Origin of the sequence: Desulfosarcina variabilis str. Montpellier, from assembly GCF_048565275.1 — a bacterium.
Classification (GTDB): Bacteria; Desulfobacterota; Desulfobacteria; order Desulfobacterales; family Desulfosarcinaceae; genus Desulfosarcina; species Desulfosarcina variabilis.
This window is the reverse complement of the sequence record NZ_CP159846.1, coordinates 7,126,402-7,142,086: the sequence shown is the minus strand read 5'-3', so window position 1 is coordinate 7,142,086 and position 15,685 is coordinate 7,126,402. Positions and strand designations below refer to the sequence as shown.

The following is a 15,685-nucleotide window of genomic DNA, read 5'->3' as shown; positions in this document are numbered from 1 at the left end:
GGATTGTACAAATGGCCACGCTCGATCATATTCGTTATACCCCCCGGGACGGTTTGTATTCACAGGCATCACTGATGGATATCAGGCGCGACAACCCGGAGCGTTTTGAATATTGCTGGAAGGGATCCGGCGATTTCGGTAATCTCCAGGTTTCCAGAACCGAAATAAGGCCGGGCTTCGACATCTGGGTCTGTGACTGCCTTTTTCGTGAGAATATCCATTTTACCATGGCAGATCATCCGGCCGCCTTTTCCTTCAGCTTCTGCATGTCCGGTAAATCCATGGCCCGATACGGTCACAAGCAGACGCCCATTGAAATCTCATCCGGGAAACAGGGCATTTTCTATTGCCCGGACCCGAATGGAACCAGTTGCATGAGCATGGATGTGCCGCACCGCCAGGTGGGTATCGTTATTTCACCGGAAGGGCTTCGCTCCTATTTTGAAGATGACTTGAACGCGATTGATCCGGTGATGCGGGGCATCCTGGAGGAACGGCAGGATGATCTTTTTTACCACCTGCATATGATAACGCCGGCCATGCGTACAGCATTGCAGCAACTACTTGGTTGTCCTTTCGGCGGCATGACCCGTAAGCTTTTCTTTGAGAGCCGGGCCCTGGAACTGATCGCCCATCAACTCCACCAGATTTCGACTGACCGGCATCAACCGTCACCAGACTGGCATCGCCTGCACCCGAACGATCGGAAAAGCACTGAACGGGCCAGGGAACTTCTGGTCAGCAACTTGGAAAACCCGCTGGGGTTGGGACAGCTTGCCAGGGAGGCCGGTATGTCCCATCCGAAACTAAACCGTTGTTTCCGTGAGATATACGGCATGACAGTGTTCCAGTATCTACGCAACGAAAGGCTCAACCGGGCTAGAGAAATGCTTGGCAATGGTCTTAACGTCACCGAGACCGCCTACGCCGTGGGGTACGATAGCCTCAGCCATTTTTCCCAGGCTTTTAAAAAACAGTTCGGCGCCTCTCCCAGCAGGTGCATGGGCACAGGTTCGATGTCGCACCAAATAACCATCGGCTCAGCAATGGTATGAGCACAACCCAGCTTGGCACTCCGCGGCCGACGGCAACTCCCAATCAATTCAGAGTCGATATGCCACCATCAATTGGGAAGGGGGGCATTGAAGCAGGCATGGTTTCTGGTCGAATGGCGGCTGGCGGCGGTGATGCTTCTGCTTTTCTGCATTGCCGCACCTGTCCAGAAGTGGAATATTGCGGCCGCTGAATGATATCCTTGCAGTTCTTTACAAAACTTAAGGTAGAGATGACTGACTGTTGATTCCCTTGTTGCTGGACTGGACATCTGCAGAAAATAAAAATGATTGACATCGGACAATATGAGATGTTTAAACATTAACGTTTTTAATTTCGCAGGTGTTCGTAATAACTGAAGAGGGAATCCCGTTAAAGTCGGGAGCGGACCCGCCGCTGTAACACATATGCTTTGACTGGTTCAAAGCGGGCATCTCGGCAACTCGTGTCACTGTTTGGCAATGCCCAAATGGGAAGGCCGTCGAGATGGATGTGGAGCCAGAAGACCTGCCTGCGGATTGGTTTGGAATTGCTCCCGGGTAAGGAGTTATTTAAACCTATTGTTGCGCCGTCAGGGATTGAATACGGAATCCCCGTTTCCATTGTATTGTGGAAGCGGGGATTTTTCTTTTTGATGAAGTATCAATGTGTTGTTTCTCTCAGAGGCTTCTCACATTCTTGATCGCAAAGGTGCAGTTGATATGGAAACGACGGCAGAACGAATGACCCGCAAACCACTGAGCACCTGGCTGCTGCTGGCCAGTCTCTACATGACCCAGCATTTTGGGTTGGGTTTTTTCTGGATCGCATTGGTGGCGATTATGCGCCGCCAAGGGGTCCCCCTGGAACGGTTGGGGGTAATCTATCTTCTGGGGCTTTTCTGGGTGATCAAGTTCCTGTGGGCGCCCTTGATTGACCGTTATGGCTTCTCCCGGCTCGGCCATTATCGTGGCTGGTTGCTGTTGACCCAGACCGGGATGGTGTTGTGTCTGGTCGTCATCGGCTGCTTCGACATCGCAACGCAATTTAACGCTGTTTTTGCCGGATGCGCCGTATTGGCCTTTTTCTCATCAACCCAGGATATCGCCACTGATGGATTGGCCTGCCGATTGCTTTCCGCAAAAGAGCGCGGCCTGGGCAACGGCATCCAGTCCGCGGGTGGGATGCTCGGCAACCTGTTGGGAGGCGGCGCTGTTTTGATGGCATACCCTCATATCGGATGGAAGGGATGTCTGGCCATCCTGGCATTGGGCACGTCGGTCTCCCTGTTCCAGGTGCTGTGCTTTCGGGAAAAGACATATTCTATTGGTTCCAAAGATAACCACGCGCTGTTGCGCCGATTCTTGAGTTTCTGGCAACTCCCCGGGAACAAACAATGGCTTTTATTGCTGTTAATCTATCCGGTTGGCAGCGCCCTGGCCTATGCCCTGATAACACCGATACTGGTCGACACGGGATGGTCCATGGAGCGTATTGGCATGGTCATGAATGTATTGGGATCCGCCCTTAGCGTGTCAGCCTCTCTTTCCACGGGTTGGCTCCTGCGGCATTGGTCGCGTTTTTCTGTTCTGATCGTTACGGCCATTGCCCAGGTGGTCAGTTTGCTGGCCCTGACATTGCCGCTGATTGGCCCTCCGGATGATTTGCGTATTCATTGTGCGGTGGGTGCGTATTTTCTGATCCAAGGCGCCTTGTCGGCCCTGATGAACACAATGATGATGGATCATGCTTCCCTGACGAGCCCTGCTACCGACTTTACCCTGCAGTATAGCGTGTACTCGCTGGTGATGTTTATCGCGGCGGCCGGCAGCACGGCATTGGCCGGATATCTGGGCTACCTTGCGGTGGTGATGGTGGCTTGCGCGTTTGCATGCCTGGCGCTTGGGCTTTCACTGTATTTCAAGAGGCCTGTGGAAGAAGGGATCGGCCATGTGGCATTGGGGGATGTGTATTGACTGTTGATCGATACGCAAAAAGGTGACTATGTGAATTAAGGAAGCTGCATTTGGAATCGAATTCTGTAAGCATCGGATCATCGGCATGGCCGGAAAATTTAAAGGTTGACAATGCCGACAGTGATTTGTAGTTAGAAAAGTCTAATTATCTTTTACAACTCTTATATCTGCGGACGGCTCTTGGTATGTGTGACGTGAAGATGATTGTGAAGCGCCTCCAGGGGGACTTCAACCGGCAATTTTTATCTCAGATTTTGAAGACCTTATCATCATGTCGAATTGGAAGCAGATCGGATAGTTCAAATGGCCATGCTCGATCATATTCGCTACACCCATAACGACGGCTTATCTTCACCGTCGGCGTTGGTGGATATCAGGCAGGACAATCCGGAGCGTTTTGAGTGTTACTGGAATGGATCCGGTGATCTCGGCGAGTTCCGGATCTCCAGAACCAAAATAAGGCCGGGTTTCGATGTCTGGGCCTGTGATTGCCTGTTTCGTGAGAATATCCATTTTACCCTGGCAGATCATCCGGCCGCCTTTTCCTTCAGCTTCTGCATGTCCGGTAAATCCATGGCCAGATACGGTCGCAAACAGACACCCATTGAAATGTCATCCGGGAAACAGGGTATTTTCTATTGCCCGGACCCAAATGGAACCAGTTGCATGAGCATGGATGTGCCGCATCGCCAGGTGGGCATCGTTATTTCACCGGAAGGGCTTCGCTCCTATTTTGAAGATGACCTGAACGCGATTGATCCGGTGATGCGGGGTCTCCTGGAGGAGCGGCAGGAGGATCTTTTTTACCACCTCCATACGATCACGCCGGCGATGCGTGCAGCATTGCAGCAGCTGATCGGCTGCCCATTCGGCGGCATGACCCGTAAGCTTTTCTTTGAGAGCCGGGCCCTGGAACTGATTGCCCATCAACTTCACCAGATCTCGGCTGACCGGCATCAGCCGGCACCAGACGGACATCGTCTGCACCCTATTGACCGGAAATGCACCGAACGCGCCAGGGACCTTCTGCTCAGCAACCTGGAAAACCCGCCAGGGTTGGGCCAGCTCGCCCGGGAAGCGGGCATGTCCCATCCCAAACTGAATCGTTGTTTCCGTGAGATATACGGGATGACGGTGTTTCAGTATCTGCGTAGCGAACGCCTCAATCGGGCCAGACAAATGCTGGGTCGCGGACTCAATGTCACCGAGACTGCCTACGCCGTAGGCTACGAAAGCATCAGCCATTTTTCCCAGGCCTTTAAAAAACAGTTCGGCGCGTCGCCCAGCAGATGCATGGGCGCAGGTTCGATGTCGCACCAATAATATCTCATGTTTAGGACTGAAAACGAAAATCCTTAACCGAATTTATGTTCGGTTAAGGATTTTTTATGTCAACAGGACGTTTTATATCATTGAATCCAATGGAACGGAAGATGATTTTAACTTGACCACAATGGATAATCCAAGATGAAACAGATTGTGTTGCATTTCAAAAACCCACCAGCCCAAACGGGAACCAACATGATGGTCATTCCGGCATCCAACGGACAGGGTTACATTAAAACCCTATATTGCAAGTCCGGAATCCGGTTGATTGTATGGGATTACACACTCAATCAGCCGACAGTGCTTAAAACGATAAACCCAAAGTCGTGCTATGGCTTCGGGTATTGTCTTTCAGGTCAGATCGAGGCGCTGTCGCCTTGTTTCAGAAAAGCATTTACAATACAAGGCGGGCAAAGTGGTTTTTTCTCTTTCCCGGAGGTCGATTCCTACACTGAAACCGTCGGAACGGAAAGAGTCCTTCGGGTTTCCATCCAAATGGATCCAAGCTTCATAACGACGCTTGCCGGAAAAGGTTTCGAACAACTGCCATCAATTTTAAAGGTCGATAAAGAGGACGCATACCGTGAAGTTAATAAAATTACGCCGGGGATGCAGTCTGCACTTCACCAGATGCTCGGCTGTTCTTACCAAGGCGTTAGCGAGCAGCTTTTTCTTGAAGGAAAGATGTTGGAGCTGATCGCCCATAAAATTGAGCAACTGGATGCACGAAACCAACGTGCAGAACCAAAAAAAAGAACCTGACCCCAAGCGAAATTGAAGGCATCCGTCATGCAGCGGAATTGTTATCTCATCGTTTGGAACATCCACCCACCATGACCGAGCTTTCAGGAGCGATCGGGATGTGCCGTAGCAAGTTCTATCAGTGCTTTGAAACGGTTTATGGCATCACTCCCTTTGAGTATCTGCATCGCCGACGCATGGAAACCGCCGGCCAATTGATTCGGGAGGGAGAGTTTAATGTGACGCAAACGGCCTATGCCGTCGGCTATTCTAGCCTTAGCCATTTCAGCAAAGCCTTTAAAAAATATTTCGGTGTCATCCCCAGCAAGTGCAACAAGGGGGTTTCTTTGTGCAGCGGTTAAACAAACAATAGCGCTAAAAAAAAACACGCCAGCGTTAGCGCATTTGTTCAATGTGTGATCTATTTATCGCCTATTTGTGTAAGAGCTTGTTTGATAAATCCGTCTAAGGCCCGCTAACGGCGTTGGAACGTGTCTCAAAATGCTCACATATTATATATATGCTCCGCTTTTGAGTCACTTTCCGCCTTGTTATCGGGCCTGATCCAGACTTCTCAAACAGGCTCTAATCGGATCACATTAACCCAGCTATTGCAGCACTGTGATTATAGACGGATGAGGCGATCGTGATGAAAAAGACAAAGACTCCCAGCTGTTTTAAATACGTTCTCTTGTTTTTGTTTTTGGGGATAGGTGTTGATCAGACCTTGGCGCTGGGTAAACAAAATGAAGTGATCATAACCGATGCCATGGGCAGAACGGTTACCATCGCGCAACCGGTTCAACGCATTGCGTTCAGCGGTACATGTCTTGGCGAGGCGCTAAAAATTATGGGCGTTTGGGACAAGGTGGTGGGACGGGGATACATGATTGCCCCCGACAAAAAATTGTATCCGGGGATAGAGGATATACCGGTGTTCGCAACGGATACGCCGGGTCCATACAACGTGAATTACGAAAAGCTGTTGGCGCTGGATGTCGATCTGTTGCTTACCATCCAAACGCATTCCACGGGATTTGAAGAGATGAACAATAAGATTAAATCTCGCATCAAGGTCGTGGCCCTGGATATGTTTCTCCCGGAGACGGTGAAAAGTAATTTTGAAATTTTAGCAGCAATCTTCGATGGCGGAACAAAAGCAAAAGCGTATCTGGACTGGCATGACCATATCGTCAAAACCATCGTGGCCAAAACATCCGGTCTGACTCGGGCGCAACGGAAACGTTTTTTTTTGAATTGGAGTTTCGGTGGTGCAGCAGACTTCACGACCATCTCCGATCAATTTCCAGGCATGGTTGCAACCAACGATATTCTCGGAGGGATAAACATTGCAGCAAATTTTTCCAGTATGTGGGGGCCAACAGTGGATCCGGAGTGGTTGATACAGCAGAAAATCGACATCATCATCTGCCAGGGGCTGAATCACGGTGCCTATGGGTCAACCGTTGACGATCCTTCCAAAATTGCCTCCTACCGGGAGCAGATCATGGCGCTTCCCGCCTTTGCATCCAGCAAGGCTGTCAAACAAGGCAACGTGTTCATGATTGCCTCCCAATTCATGTTTTCACCAGGTCTTCCGCTCTATCTGGCGTATGTGGCGAAATGGTTTCATCCTGAATTGTTTCCGGACCTGGAACCTCAGACCCTGCATCAGGAATATCTGACGCGCTTTCTGCATGCGGACGTCGATCTTTCCAGGCGGGGCGTTTTTGCCTATCCAAAATGAAACCGACAGTGAGATACGATCCTTTCACTATTTTTGATAATAGACTGGCTAAACATGATCGTCGGTTTAAATGCGAAATTCTAAACGGATATCCTCAATGAACAGGATGCTGAAATGCCGGTAGCTCAACCCCTTCACCACAACACGGAAATTCTGGAAGCAGCCTACCGCAAATACAAGAAAGGCAAATGGCTGTTTTGTATGCTGCTCGTTCCCGTCCTGTTGGTCGCTTTTTTCTACAGTCTTGCAGTCGGCTCCGCGGATATCTCCCTGCAGGAAATCCGGCAGGTTTTCTGGCTGCTCATCAGCGGGCAATCACCGGCCGTGGAGAGCAGCACCAGCCTCATTATCCGGGAATTTCGTCTTCCCCGCATCGCCATGGGCGCTTTAACCGGCATGGCCCTTGGTGCCTCCGGAGCCGTCATGCAGGTGGTTCTGCGCAACCCGCTTGCCGATCCATATATTTGCGGAATATCAGCGGCCGCCGGTTTTGGTGCTTCCCTGGCCATCATTCTGGGGGTCGGCGTTATGACCGGGCCCTATCTTGTCATCGGTAATGCCTTTGTCTTTTCCCTGTTGTCGGTAGGGGTTATTTTAATGATTTCCGGCAAAAAGGACGCAGCTCCCCAGACGATGGTGCTGACCGGCATCGCGCTGTTGTTTTTTTTCCAGGCAATGACCACGATCATTCAATATTTCGGCGATTCGGATGCGGTGAAGGCCGCCGTCTTCTGGACCATCGGCGACCTGGGCAAAGCTGGATGGGACAAAATCAGCCTCATTGCACCTTTCGTCTTTGCCGGTACCATTTACCTTTGCTGGAAATCCAAGGACCTGAACCTGATCAACGCCGGGGATGAAACGGCGAAAAGTCTAGGCATCCATGTCGGCCGCGTCCGTATCCTGTGCCTGGTTGTTTCGACGATTATGGTTGCAGGCATTGTCAGTTTTACCGGCACGATAGGGTTTGTCGGACTGATTGCCCCGCATATGGTCAGATTCATGATCGGCAATGACAATACGATCCTGATCCCGTCATCTGCCCTGTTGGGTGCCATATTGCTGATTGTCTCCGATACCTTCGCCCGTACCATACTGTCGCCTGTTATTCTACCGGTGGGAACGGTTACGGCTTTTCTGGGTGTACCCTTATTTGTTTATCTCATTGTGTATAGAAACGAGATGTTGAAATGAGAATCACTGTCGAGAATCTGTCTTTTTCATACGCCGACCGGCAGGTACTCCGGGATATCAGTTTTCAGGTTTCTCTAGGAGAAATTCTTTGTATTGTCGGTCCTAACGGCAGCGGGAAAAGCACCCTGATCAAATGCCTTGCCTGCCTGCTTAAAAAACAGTCGGGCAGGATTCTTTTTGACGGGGTTGATCCTGGACGGTTGCGCCCCGGGGAACTGGCAAGGCGTATCGGGTATATGGCGCAGACGACCGCCCTGTGTTTTTCCACCACGGTTTTTGAAACCGTGCTGATGGGAAGACGGCCATACAGCTCATGGCGCAGCAGCAGAAAAGACATCCGGGTGGTCGCCGGCATCCTGGAGCAGATGGATCTGGCGCAAAACGCGTTGCAAAGCGTCAATTGCCTGTCCGGCGGGCAACAGCAACGGGTATTCATCGCCAGGGCCCTTGCCCAGGAGCCGCAGGCGCTTTTTTTGGATGAACCGACATCGGCCCTGGATATCGCTCACCAGATGGACACCATGGAGACCATTCGCCTCCTTGCCCGTACGCAGAAAATTTCGGTCATTATGATTCTTCATGACCTCAACCTGGCAGCAAGATATGCAGACCGGATTGTGATGCTGTATCAGGGCAGGGTTCATGCTCGAGGCAGACCTGAACAGGTCTTCACCTCGACCAACATGGCAACCGTTTACGGCGTGAAAGCCGCTATTCAAAATAATAACGGTGTGGTTTCGATTTTGCCCGTTGAGCGTTGTCTTCCCCGAAATTCATGCCAGGCGCAAGGAGGAAATTGAACGATGTCGAAGTGAGGATGATGTATCGATTTAAAACCTGAAATCCTTTTTCGCGAGGTTTTACCATGGAGAATATCACCCTGCCTGCTCCAGACCCCAACGGCATTATACCCCTTTCCCCCGGCGCACTGTCGGCGGAAAACCACGGACATAAAAAATCGTTTGGCCATTTTGCTTTGATATATGACCTGGCCCAGAAATACTGGGTACGTCCTCGTATCCACAAAGCCGATCCCAGGCGCCATGGCGAGATTCTCTCTAATATGCTGAAGCCCTTCCAGACGTGCCGGGTTCTCGATGTCGCCTGTGGAACCGGTGCCGCGATGGCCTATCTTGATAAAAGCAATCACTATACCGGCCTGGATTTGTCCTATCCCATGTTGAAACGGGCGGTGAAAAAAGGGCGGAAAAAGAAGTTTGCCGCAGCCCGTTTTATTCACGGCAATGCCGAGGAACCATTATTTGCCAAAGGCGCGTTCGACCTTGTTGTCATGGATACGGCCTTGCACCTGATTCCCGATTGCGCCAAGGCGTTGGCAGAGACCGCGAGGGTCCTGAAACACGGCGGCACCTTCGTCTGCAGCGTGCCGACACTAGGGATCGATGCCAGATTCGACGCCCGCTGGAAAGGGATCATGGCGCGCAGCGGGGTCCACGGCCTGACGCTCGAAGAACTCGAACGGGCGTGCGCCGATAACCATCTGAGCCTTTCCCGCCACGCCAACAACGGCGGGATACTCTATTTTCTGGCGCGAAAGGGCTGAGCGGCAACGTTTCCTGATTATCTTCAACCCAGGATATCGCCACGGATGGATTGTCCTGCCGCCTGCTTTCGGAAAAAGAACGCGGCCTGGGCAACGGTATCCAGTCTGCGGGCGGGATGATCGGTAACCTGCTGAGCGGCGGCGCCGTCTTGATGGCCTACCCCTATCTGGGATGGAAGGGGTGCATGGCCATCCTGGCATTGGGCAATGTTTATTGAATCAATAGCGGATGCCTTTCAGGAATTCATCACAGATAACAGGCAAGTCCCACTTCAACAAAATAAACCTTTGGGGATTTGGTAAGCCTCTTGCCGACATTATTAAAAAAAGGAGGAAGTCTGAAAATAATGAAGGATGCTTCCAGAAGGCTGAGCCATTTTTTAATCTGCGGAGCACTGATGCCAAATTGCCCGGAGAGGGAACTGTAATTGATCTCGCTGCCGACCCGGGCTGCCAGAAGTTTTAGGAAAAGCTCAAATGCCTGCTGGTTTTCTATGGCCATGAGTTTTCGGACATCTCTTTCAACATAGGTTTGAAAATACTCCCTGTAAAAACGTCGCGATCTTATCTTTTTATCATGAAGCCTTGGCATAAATCCATTATGAATCAGGTGTTCCCTTTCAACTTGAATATCGCTTTCTTCAAGTTCATTCAGGGCAAAGGGGAAAAGGGTCAAAAGGGCCGTTCTTCCTGCAAGAGACTGTGTTATGGCTTCTCTTCGCTGCCTCTGGTGGCTGCCTGTCAGGATATATTCCCCGGTCAGTTCCGGTTTTTCATTGACAAACACCTGGATCCAAGACAATAGTTCGGGAACGTTTTGTATCTCATCAAAAATTAACGGCGCCCGATAGCGGAGCATGAATGTCTTGGGATCATCCTTGGCAAGGCTGCGCAGTTCCGGATTTTCAAGATTTACATAGGTAGTGCTTGGCCGAAAAAAATTTTTTAGCCAGGGTGGTCTTTCCGGACTGCCGCGGACCGATGATGGTAATAACCAAATATTCTTCGGCAGTTATTTTTAATTCTTTTTCAATTTTTCTATCAAACATAATAAAGACAAATCTAAACTCTTAGTTTTAATTTGTCTATGTTATCGTTTGGCAAACGCCTGTCAACCCTGAATGCAATTTCTTAATAACAGTCTCGGACCGTGCCGAGCCTTCACGACTGTGGGAGAGAATTTGTTATAGCAAGTCGGGCAGGTCTTTCCAGGAACGAATCATGATGTCGTTGACAAGAAAATTTTCATCTCCGCCATATATACATGCTCCATCAGACCTGTTTTGGAGCTTGTTCAGCCATATGACGGCATTGATGAAATTTTTTTGAAATGTCTGTCCGCTTTTGATTTCGATACAAAACAGGGATGCTCCCTGGTCCACAACCAGATCTACTTCATGCCCATGTTGATCTCTCCAGAAATAGAGCGGTGCCTGCCGGCCATGATGGTGAAACGTTCTTTTCAACTCTGAAATCACCCAGTTTTCGAAGATTGAACCGATCAAGGGATAGGTGGCGATTTGCTCCGGCGATGTGATTCGCAGCAGGTAGCATAACAACCCCGTGTCCGTAAAGTACAGTTTCGGGGATTTGATGATTCTTTTATTGAAATTTCTGTAGTGCGGTTCCAGGAGGAAACAAATATAAGATGCCTGCAATACACTGAGCCAGGATTTTGCCGTGGGTTGTGAGATACCGGCATCCGATGCCAGACTGTCATAGTTTATCAATTGTCCGGCTCTGCCGGCACATAGCCTGACAAATCGGTCGAATGTGGTTAGATCACCAACATTAAGGAGCATTCGCACATCACGTTCCACATAGGTGCGGTAGTAATCTTCCAGCCATTCCGTAGGGTCCAGCTTCTGATCGAATATTCGCGGATATCCGCCAAAGAATAAGGTTGTGTAGATATCGTCTGGCCTTTCTTTATCCGGCAGCTCTTTTCTTTGCAAGGGGAGCAGCTCAATAATTCGCGTCCTGCCGGCCAGGGATTGTGATATTTTTTCATGCAGCAATAAATTATTGGAGCCGGTAAGGATCAGCTTTCTTGAATCTGAAGGGTCGTCCAGTATCTCCTGAATATACGACAGTAGCTCTGGCACTTTTTGCACCTCATCCAAAATAGAGGATGATATGGATTTTAAGAACGATTTCGGATCCAGCAGTACCCGGGACCGAAGATCGGGGGACTCAAACGTGAAATAGTCAAACGTTGGAAACAGTTTTTTGCTTATGGTTGTTTTCCCCGATTGCCTGGGACCCATGATGGTAATACAGCGATATTTGGATTGAATCCGGGAGATATATTTTTCAGCTGCTCTTGTGTACATAATGCAAAATATAATCGCAATCAAAAAACTTGTCAATTCAAAATCAAATTTTGAATTGACAAGTTTTCCCGAAAAAGCCCAGCAATTGTAATTTTGAAGGTATTCAGCAGAAATTTCATCGAGCGATTGTCAAAATGATGACCGATTACGCGCACTAGCACGAAAAACGCTAATGTCCGTCGTGCTCGTGCTTAGCGAAGCGGTGCTCGTAATCGGGAAGTTCGAAATGGCATAATTCAATTGCTGGAAAAAGCCGGCTTGGTTAGCCGAACTTTTCGATTTTTGTTATTCTTATTCCCTCATTTGAGAATGGATTGCATTTTTGCATTTATCCGGATGGGCTCCAGGTAATTCGTCGCAGCCCTTTGGCATAATGTTTCTCGCAAGCGGCCCCCACTCCTTTTCGTCTTCCGACAACAATCGTTCATCCGCAGACAGCGCTTTATCTTCATCGATGGTATATACGTTATTTTTAAATAGACTTTTCTAATATTGTTGTAGGTGAGAAACTTATGCTTTCCGGATTCATCAGCCAATCTGAACACCTATCGATTCTGGAGGGGGAAAAGATGAAAAACGATTTTTATGTGATCTACAGCGAGCCTGTATAGGCGGGGGGGACAGGTGACCTACCGCTTTTCAATCGATCGAATACTGGTGCATGGAAGGCGGTAGGAAATTGGACCGGAACTGCGATAAAGGATGCCAAATGAGCGATAGAATGCGAAAGCCGATCAAATGGATCTGGGGCGGTTGGTTACTCCTTTTTCTATGGTCGGCAACAGTCTGTACAGCCGATGAAGCAGCGTACCAGTTGGACAGCGTCACGGTAACGGCTGAAAAAAGAGAAGAGAATGTTCAGGATATTCCATCGACAATATCGGTGCTTACCGAAACCGAAATCGAGGATGCGGGCATCGAAACCATCAGCGATGTCATCGACATGATTCCGAACATGACGATCAATGAAGGAATGGGCAGCTATGATGAGGTTACTGTGCGCGGACTCGCTGCCAGCATGTTTACCGGTAAAAATCCGGTGGTGCTTTATGTGGACGGGGTGCCATTTGACAAGTCGATGCACTTCGACATGGAACTGCTCAATATCCAGCGGGTAGAAGTGCTTCGCGGTCCCCAAGGCACGCTATACGGAAAGAACGCCATCGGCGGGGTGATCAACGTGGTCACGAAACGGCCTGACAATACGTTGACCTCAAAGGTTGGCCTGCAATTCGCCGAGCGCGAAACCTATGGGCTCAAAGGATACGTCAATGGGCCGTTGGTAAAAGATAAACTGTTCTTGGGTATTTCGGGTAATTATTTTGAAACCCGGGGGTATATGCAAAACGATCATCCGGATCAGGACTATTTGGATAATCGGGAAAAAAGCTCGGTCCATGCGACCTTAAGATGGCTGCCGCTGGAACGGTTGGAAGTCGATCTGCAGGCCGGCGTGGATAGAAAACGCAACGGGGCGGATGTCAGCATTGCCCCAGGCGCGATGCAGTACCATGCATACAAAGAACCTGACAGTGAGGATGACTCGGACCTGTTCAGTTCATCTTTAAGTCTTCGCTATCAGACAGAGTATATGGCGATTCATTCCATCACTACATACAAGGCGCGTGAAAACGACGGGAGTCAAGATGCCCTCTATCTAAACAATGGCAGATCCAGAAGCACGGACGTATCCGATATCTCAGGCGGGACCCAGGAACTTCGTGTGCAGTCTCCGGATGCGGGTAATGGATGGAAATGGCTGGTCGGATTTTACTACTCCGACGAAGAGCAGGATTACGAAGATTACTCAGTAACCTACGACACCACGGATTATTATGGGTACGATATAAAATACAACTGGCCGGGAGAACAAAGTGAAGAGACCATGGCGGTTTTCGGGCAGGCGACCCTGCCGTTGATAGACCGTTTGGCGTTGACGGGCGGTCTCAGGTACGAACGTATTAACAAAGAATTGGACTACCAGCGTGAGGTGACACGAACCGACACCGGAGCGCAGTTGAGCGTTGATCCGTTTTCAGGCGTATCCCTGCCCGTCGTCTGGGAAGGTGAGGAGGACTGGGATGTGATCCTGCCCAAAGGCGTTTTGTCCTGGGACGCCCAGGACAATGCCATGCTTTACTTCAGTGTGGCCAAGGGATATCTGGCCGGCGGGCTGAATGCCTGGGGTGACGATGAGGAAACGGCCAAATTCGATGCCCAGACCTCGTGGAATTATGAATTGGGGGCCAAGACCAACTGGCTGGGCAACCGCTTATCCATGAATGCCGCCCTGTTTTACATCGATATTGATGACATCCATGTTTACAGTGAGCCATCACCTGGTGTCTGGATCGCTTCCAATGCCGCCAAGGCCCATAGTCAGGGGGTGGAGCTCGAAGTCAGAGCCAGGCCCCTTCATGGGTTGGATATAGGGGCCGCATTTGGATGGGTGGATGCCCAGTTCGATGAATACGGCGACTATACCGACAATACCCTCCAATACATTCCTGCCTATACCCTGAATGTGAACATTCAATACCGGTTTGCCAGCGGCTGGTTTGCGCGGGCGGAAATGGAAGGCTTTGGTAAAACCTATTACGATGAAGCCAATACCCTTGACCGCTCACCCTTTGAACTGTTCCATGCCAAGGTCGGATACGAAACCGCCCACTGGGATCTTTATCTCTATGGCAACAACCTGTTGGACAAGGAGTATTTCACCAGTAAATCCTTTAGCCGGAACTCGGTCGGCGAACCGCGCACCATTGGTGTGATGGCATCGCTTCGATTTTAGCACTATCAGGGACCTTTAGAAAAAGATAACCAAACAAACGATTAAATACACACCAGCCATAACATCTCAACCGCACAAGAAAGGAAAAAAAGAATGAAACGAATTCCAACCGTGTTGATCATTGCCCTGCTGTTCACCGCGTCCATGGCCCATGCCCATTCGGTCTGGATCAATGCCTTTGAGTCCCACGCCCATGGTGGGCATAACGCCATGGTCTCATTGGGCTGGGGGCATGCCCTGCCCATGGACGATATTCTGACCTCGCCCAACGGCCGCATCGCCATCGAGCAATTTGATCTGCTCGATCCGGCATTGAAGAAAACCAAACTGCTCAAGCCGGACTTCAAGGTTGCCAAACCTGAATTGTCCAACGGCGATTTCGATCTGTTTGCCGCCGACCTGGGCGCCCAGAAAATTGCCATGAAAAAGGATGGATCCCAAGGCGTCTACCAGCTCAGTGCCGTCTCCCAACCGACTTTTTATACCCAGTATATCGACAAATCCGGCAAGACGCGCATGCAGTTGAAAGCCAAAAGCGAACTCAAGGATATCAAAAAGGTGCTCATGGCGGTCAAGTACCAGGCCTTCGCCAAATCCTGCCTCACGGTCGGCAAGTGGACGGATCCCAAACCATTAGGTCACGGCATGGAAATTATTCCACGCACTGACTTAAGCGATCTGCATGTGGGCGATCTAGTTGAGGTGGATGTTCTGTTTTACGGCAAACCACTGACCGCCACGGCCAAGAGCATCGAGTACATCACCGCTCACAGCAGTAGTTTCGGCCAGAGCGACGGTTTCTGCCTGATGTCCTACATCATGGACGGTAAGGCGCAGTTTCGCGTACAGAGTAGCGGGCAGTGGATGATTGGTGCCAGCCACAAGGATGATGTCACCGAAGACGGCCCACTCAAAGATCTGTATGGCAAGGCCGAACAGGTTTATCACAGCGCAAGCCTGACCTTCACGGTCAAGTAA

Annotated in this window: 14 protein-coding genes and 1 riboswitch; of the genes, 12 read left to right on the top strand and 2 right to left on the bottom strand. The window is 50.1% G+C overall.

Translation table 11 applies throughout. The features are described from left to right. The first annotated feature begins 11 nt into the window (after positions 1 to 11). The 10 genes from Dvar_RS32260 to Dvar_RS32215 all read left to right on the top strand — a co-directional run bounded on the left by Dvar_RS32260 (position 12) and on the right by Dvar_RS32215 (position 9,798). On the top strand, positions 12 to 1,055 hold the full coding sequence (locus Dvar_RS32260; RefSeq protein ID WP_419657240.1) for a helix-turn-helix domain-containing protein: 1,044 nt from the start codon (positions 12 to 14) through the stop codon (positions 1,053 to 1,055). A gap of 321 nt (positions 1,056 to 1,376) precedes the next feature. Beyond that, a riboswitch (cobalamin riboswitch) is annotated at positions 1,377 to 1,583 on the top strand. Between the two features lie 171 nt (positions 1,584 to 1,754). Next, a complete protein-coding gene (locus tag Dvar_RS32255; RefSeq protein ID WP_419657239.1) occupies positions 1,755 to 3,008 on the top strand; it encodes an MFS transporter in 1,254 nt (417 codons plus the stop codon). A 303-nt stretch (positions 3,009 to 3,311) separates the two neighbouring features. Then, positions 3,312 to 4,331, top strand: coding sequence for a helix-turn-helix domain-containing protein (locus tag Dvar_RS32250; RefSeq protein WP_419657238.1), 1,020 nt, complete (start codon positions 3,312 to 3,314; stop codon positions 4,329 to 4,331). A gap of 144 nt (positions 4,332 to 4,475) precedes the next feature. Further along, the gene (locus tag Dvar_RS32245) at positions 4,476 to 5,096 is read left to right on the top strand and encodes a hypothetical protein (protein ID WP_419657237.1); all 621 of its coding nucleotides are present in this window, start codon (positions 4,476 to 4,478) and stop codon (positions 5,094 to 5,096) included. A 71-nt stretch (positions 5,097 to 5,167) separates the two neighbouring features. After that, a complete protein-coding gene (locus Dvar_RS32240; RefSeq protein ID WP_419657236.1) occupies positions 5,168 to 5,437 on the top strand; it encodes a helix-turn-helix transcriptional regulator in 270 nt (89 codons plus the stop codon). Positions 5,438 to 5,724: 287 nt separating this feature from the next. After that, positions 5,725 to 6,822, top strand: a complete 1,098-nt coding sequence (locus tag Dvar_RS32235) for an ABC transporter substrate-binding protein (protein ID WP_419657235.1) — start codon at positions 5,725 to 5,727, stop codon at positions 6,820 to 6,822. A 114-nt stretch (positions 6,823 to 6,936) separates the two neighbouring features. Further along, positions 6,937 to 8,016 (top strand): FecCD family ABC transporter permease, encoded by a 1,080-nt coding sequence (locus tag Dvar_RS32230; RefSeq protein WP_419657234.1) that lies wholly within the window; start codon positions 6,937 to 6,939, stop codon positions 8,014 to 8,016. Continuing rightward, positions 8,013 to 8,816, top strand: coding sequence for an ABC transporter ATP-binding protein (locus Dvar_RS32225; RefSeq protein ID WP_419657233.1), 804 nt, complete (start codon positions 8,013 to 8,015; stop codon positions 8,814 to 8,816). The genes Dvar_RS32230 and Dvar_RS32225 overlap by 4 nt, the downstream gene beginning before the upstream one ends. 65 nt (positions 8,817 to 8,881) lie before the next feature. Continuing rightward, on the top strand, positions 8,882 to 9,580 hold the full coding sequence (locus tag Dvar_RS32220) for a class I SAM-dependent methyltransferase (protein WP_419657232.1): 699 nt from the start codon (positions 8,882 to 8,884) through the stop codon (positions 9,578 to 9,580). Between the two features lie 50 nt (positions 9,581 to 9,630). Further along, positions 9,631 to 9,798 (top strand): hypothetical protein, encoded by a 168-nt coding sequence (locus Dvar_RS32215; RefSeq protein WP_419657231.1) that lies wholly within the window; start codon positions 9,631 to 9,633, stop codon positions 9,796 to 9,798. A gap of 29 nt (positions 9,799 to 9,827) precedes the next feature. Here Dvar_RS32215 and Dvar_RS32210 read toward each other — a convergent pair whose 3' ends face one another. Next, on the bottom strand, positions 9,828 to 10,580 hold the full coding sequence (locus tag Dvar_RS32210; protein ID WP_419664195.1) for an ATP-binding protein: 753 nt from the start codon (positions 10,578 to 10,580) through the stop codon (positions 9,828 to 9,830). 184 nt (positions 10,581 to 10,764) lie between these two features. Next, positions 10,765 to 11,913, bottom strand: coding sequence for an ATP-binding protein (locus tag Dvar_RS32205; RefSeq protein WP_419657230.1), 1,149 nt, complete (start codon positions 11,911 to 11,913; stop codon positions 10,765 to 10,767). 709 nt (positions 11,914 to 12,622) lie between these two features. Between Dvar_RS32205 and Dvar_RS32200 the strand changes: the two genes are divergently transcribed. Further along, positions 12,623 to 14,707 (top strand): TonB-dependent receptor, encoded by a 2,085-nt coding sequence (locus Dvar_RS32200; protein ID WP_419657229.1) that lies wholly within the window; start codon positions 12,623 to 12,625, stop codon positions 14,705 to 14,707. 93 nt (positions 14,708 to 14,800) lie between these two features. Then, on the top strand, positions 14,801 to 15,685 hold the full coding sequence (locus Dvar_RS32195) for a DUF4198 domain-containing protein (RefSeq protein WP_419657228.1): 885 nt from the start codon (positions 14,801 to 14,803) through the stop codon (positions 15,683 to 15,685).

Coding starts and splice junctions, on each gene's coding strand:
- Dvar_RS32245 (WP_419657237.1), top strand. CDS start 4,476: ATGAAACAGATTGTGTTGCATTTCAAAAACCCACCAGCCCAAACGGGA.
- Dvar_RS32230 (WP_419657234.1), top strand. CDS start 6,937: ATGCCGGTAGCTCAACCCCTTCACCACAACACGGAAATTCTGGAAGCA.
- Dvar_RS32250 (WP_419657238.1), top strand. CDS start 3,312: ATGGCCATGCTCGATCATATTCGCTACACCCATAACGACGGCTTATCT.
- Dvar_RS32195 (WP_419657228.1), top strand. CDS start 14,801: ATGAAACGAATTCCAACCGTGTTGATCATTGCCCTGCTGTTCACCGCG.
- Dvar_RS32255 (WP_419657239.1), top strand. CDS start 1,755: ATGGAAACGACGGCAGAACGAATGACCCGCAAACCACTGAGCACCTGG.
- Dvar_RS32205 (WP_419657230.1), bottom strand. CDS start 11,913: ATGTACACAAGAGCAGCTGAAAAATATATCTCCCGGATTCAATCCAAA.
- Dvar_RS32260 (WP_419657240.1), top strand. CDS start 12: ATGGCCACGCTCGATCATATTCGTTATACCCCCCGGGACGGTTTGTAT.
- Dvar_RS32225 (WP_419657233.1), top strand. CDS start 8,013: ATGAGAATCACTGTCGAGAATCTGTCTTTTTCATACGCCGACCGGCAG.
- Dvar_RS32235 (WP_419657235.1), top strand. CDS start 5,725: ATGAAAAAGACAAAGACTCCCAGCTGTTTTAAATACGTTCTCTTGTTT.
- Dvar_RS32200 (WP_419657229.1), top strand. CDS start 12,623: ATGAGCGATAGAATGCGAAAGCCGATCAAATGGATCTGGGGCGGTTGG.
- Dvar_RS32240 (WP_419657236.1), top strand. CDS start 5,168: ATGACCGAGCTTTCAGGAGCGATCGGGATGTGCCGTAGCAAGTTCTAT.
- Dvar_RS32220 (WP_419657232.1), top strand. CDS start 8,882: ATGGAGAATATCACCCTGCCTGCTCCAGACCCCAACGGCATTATACCC.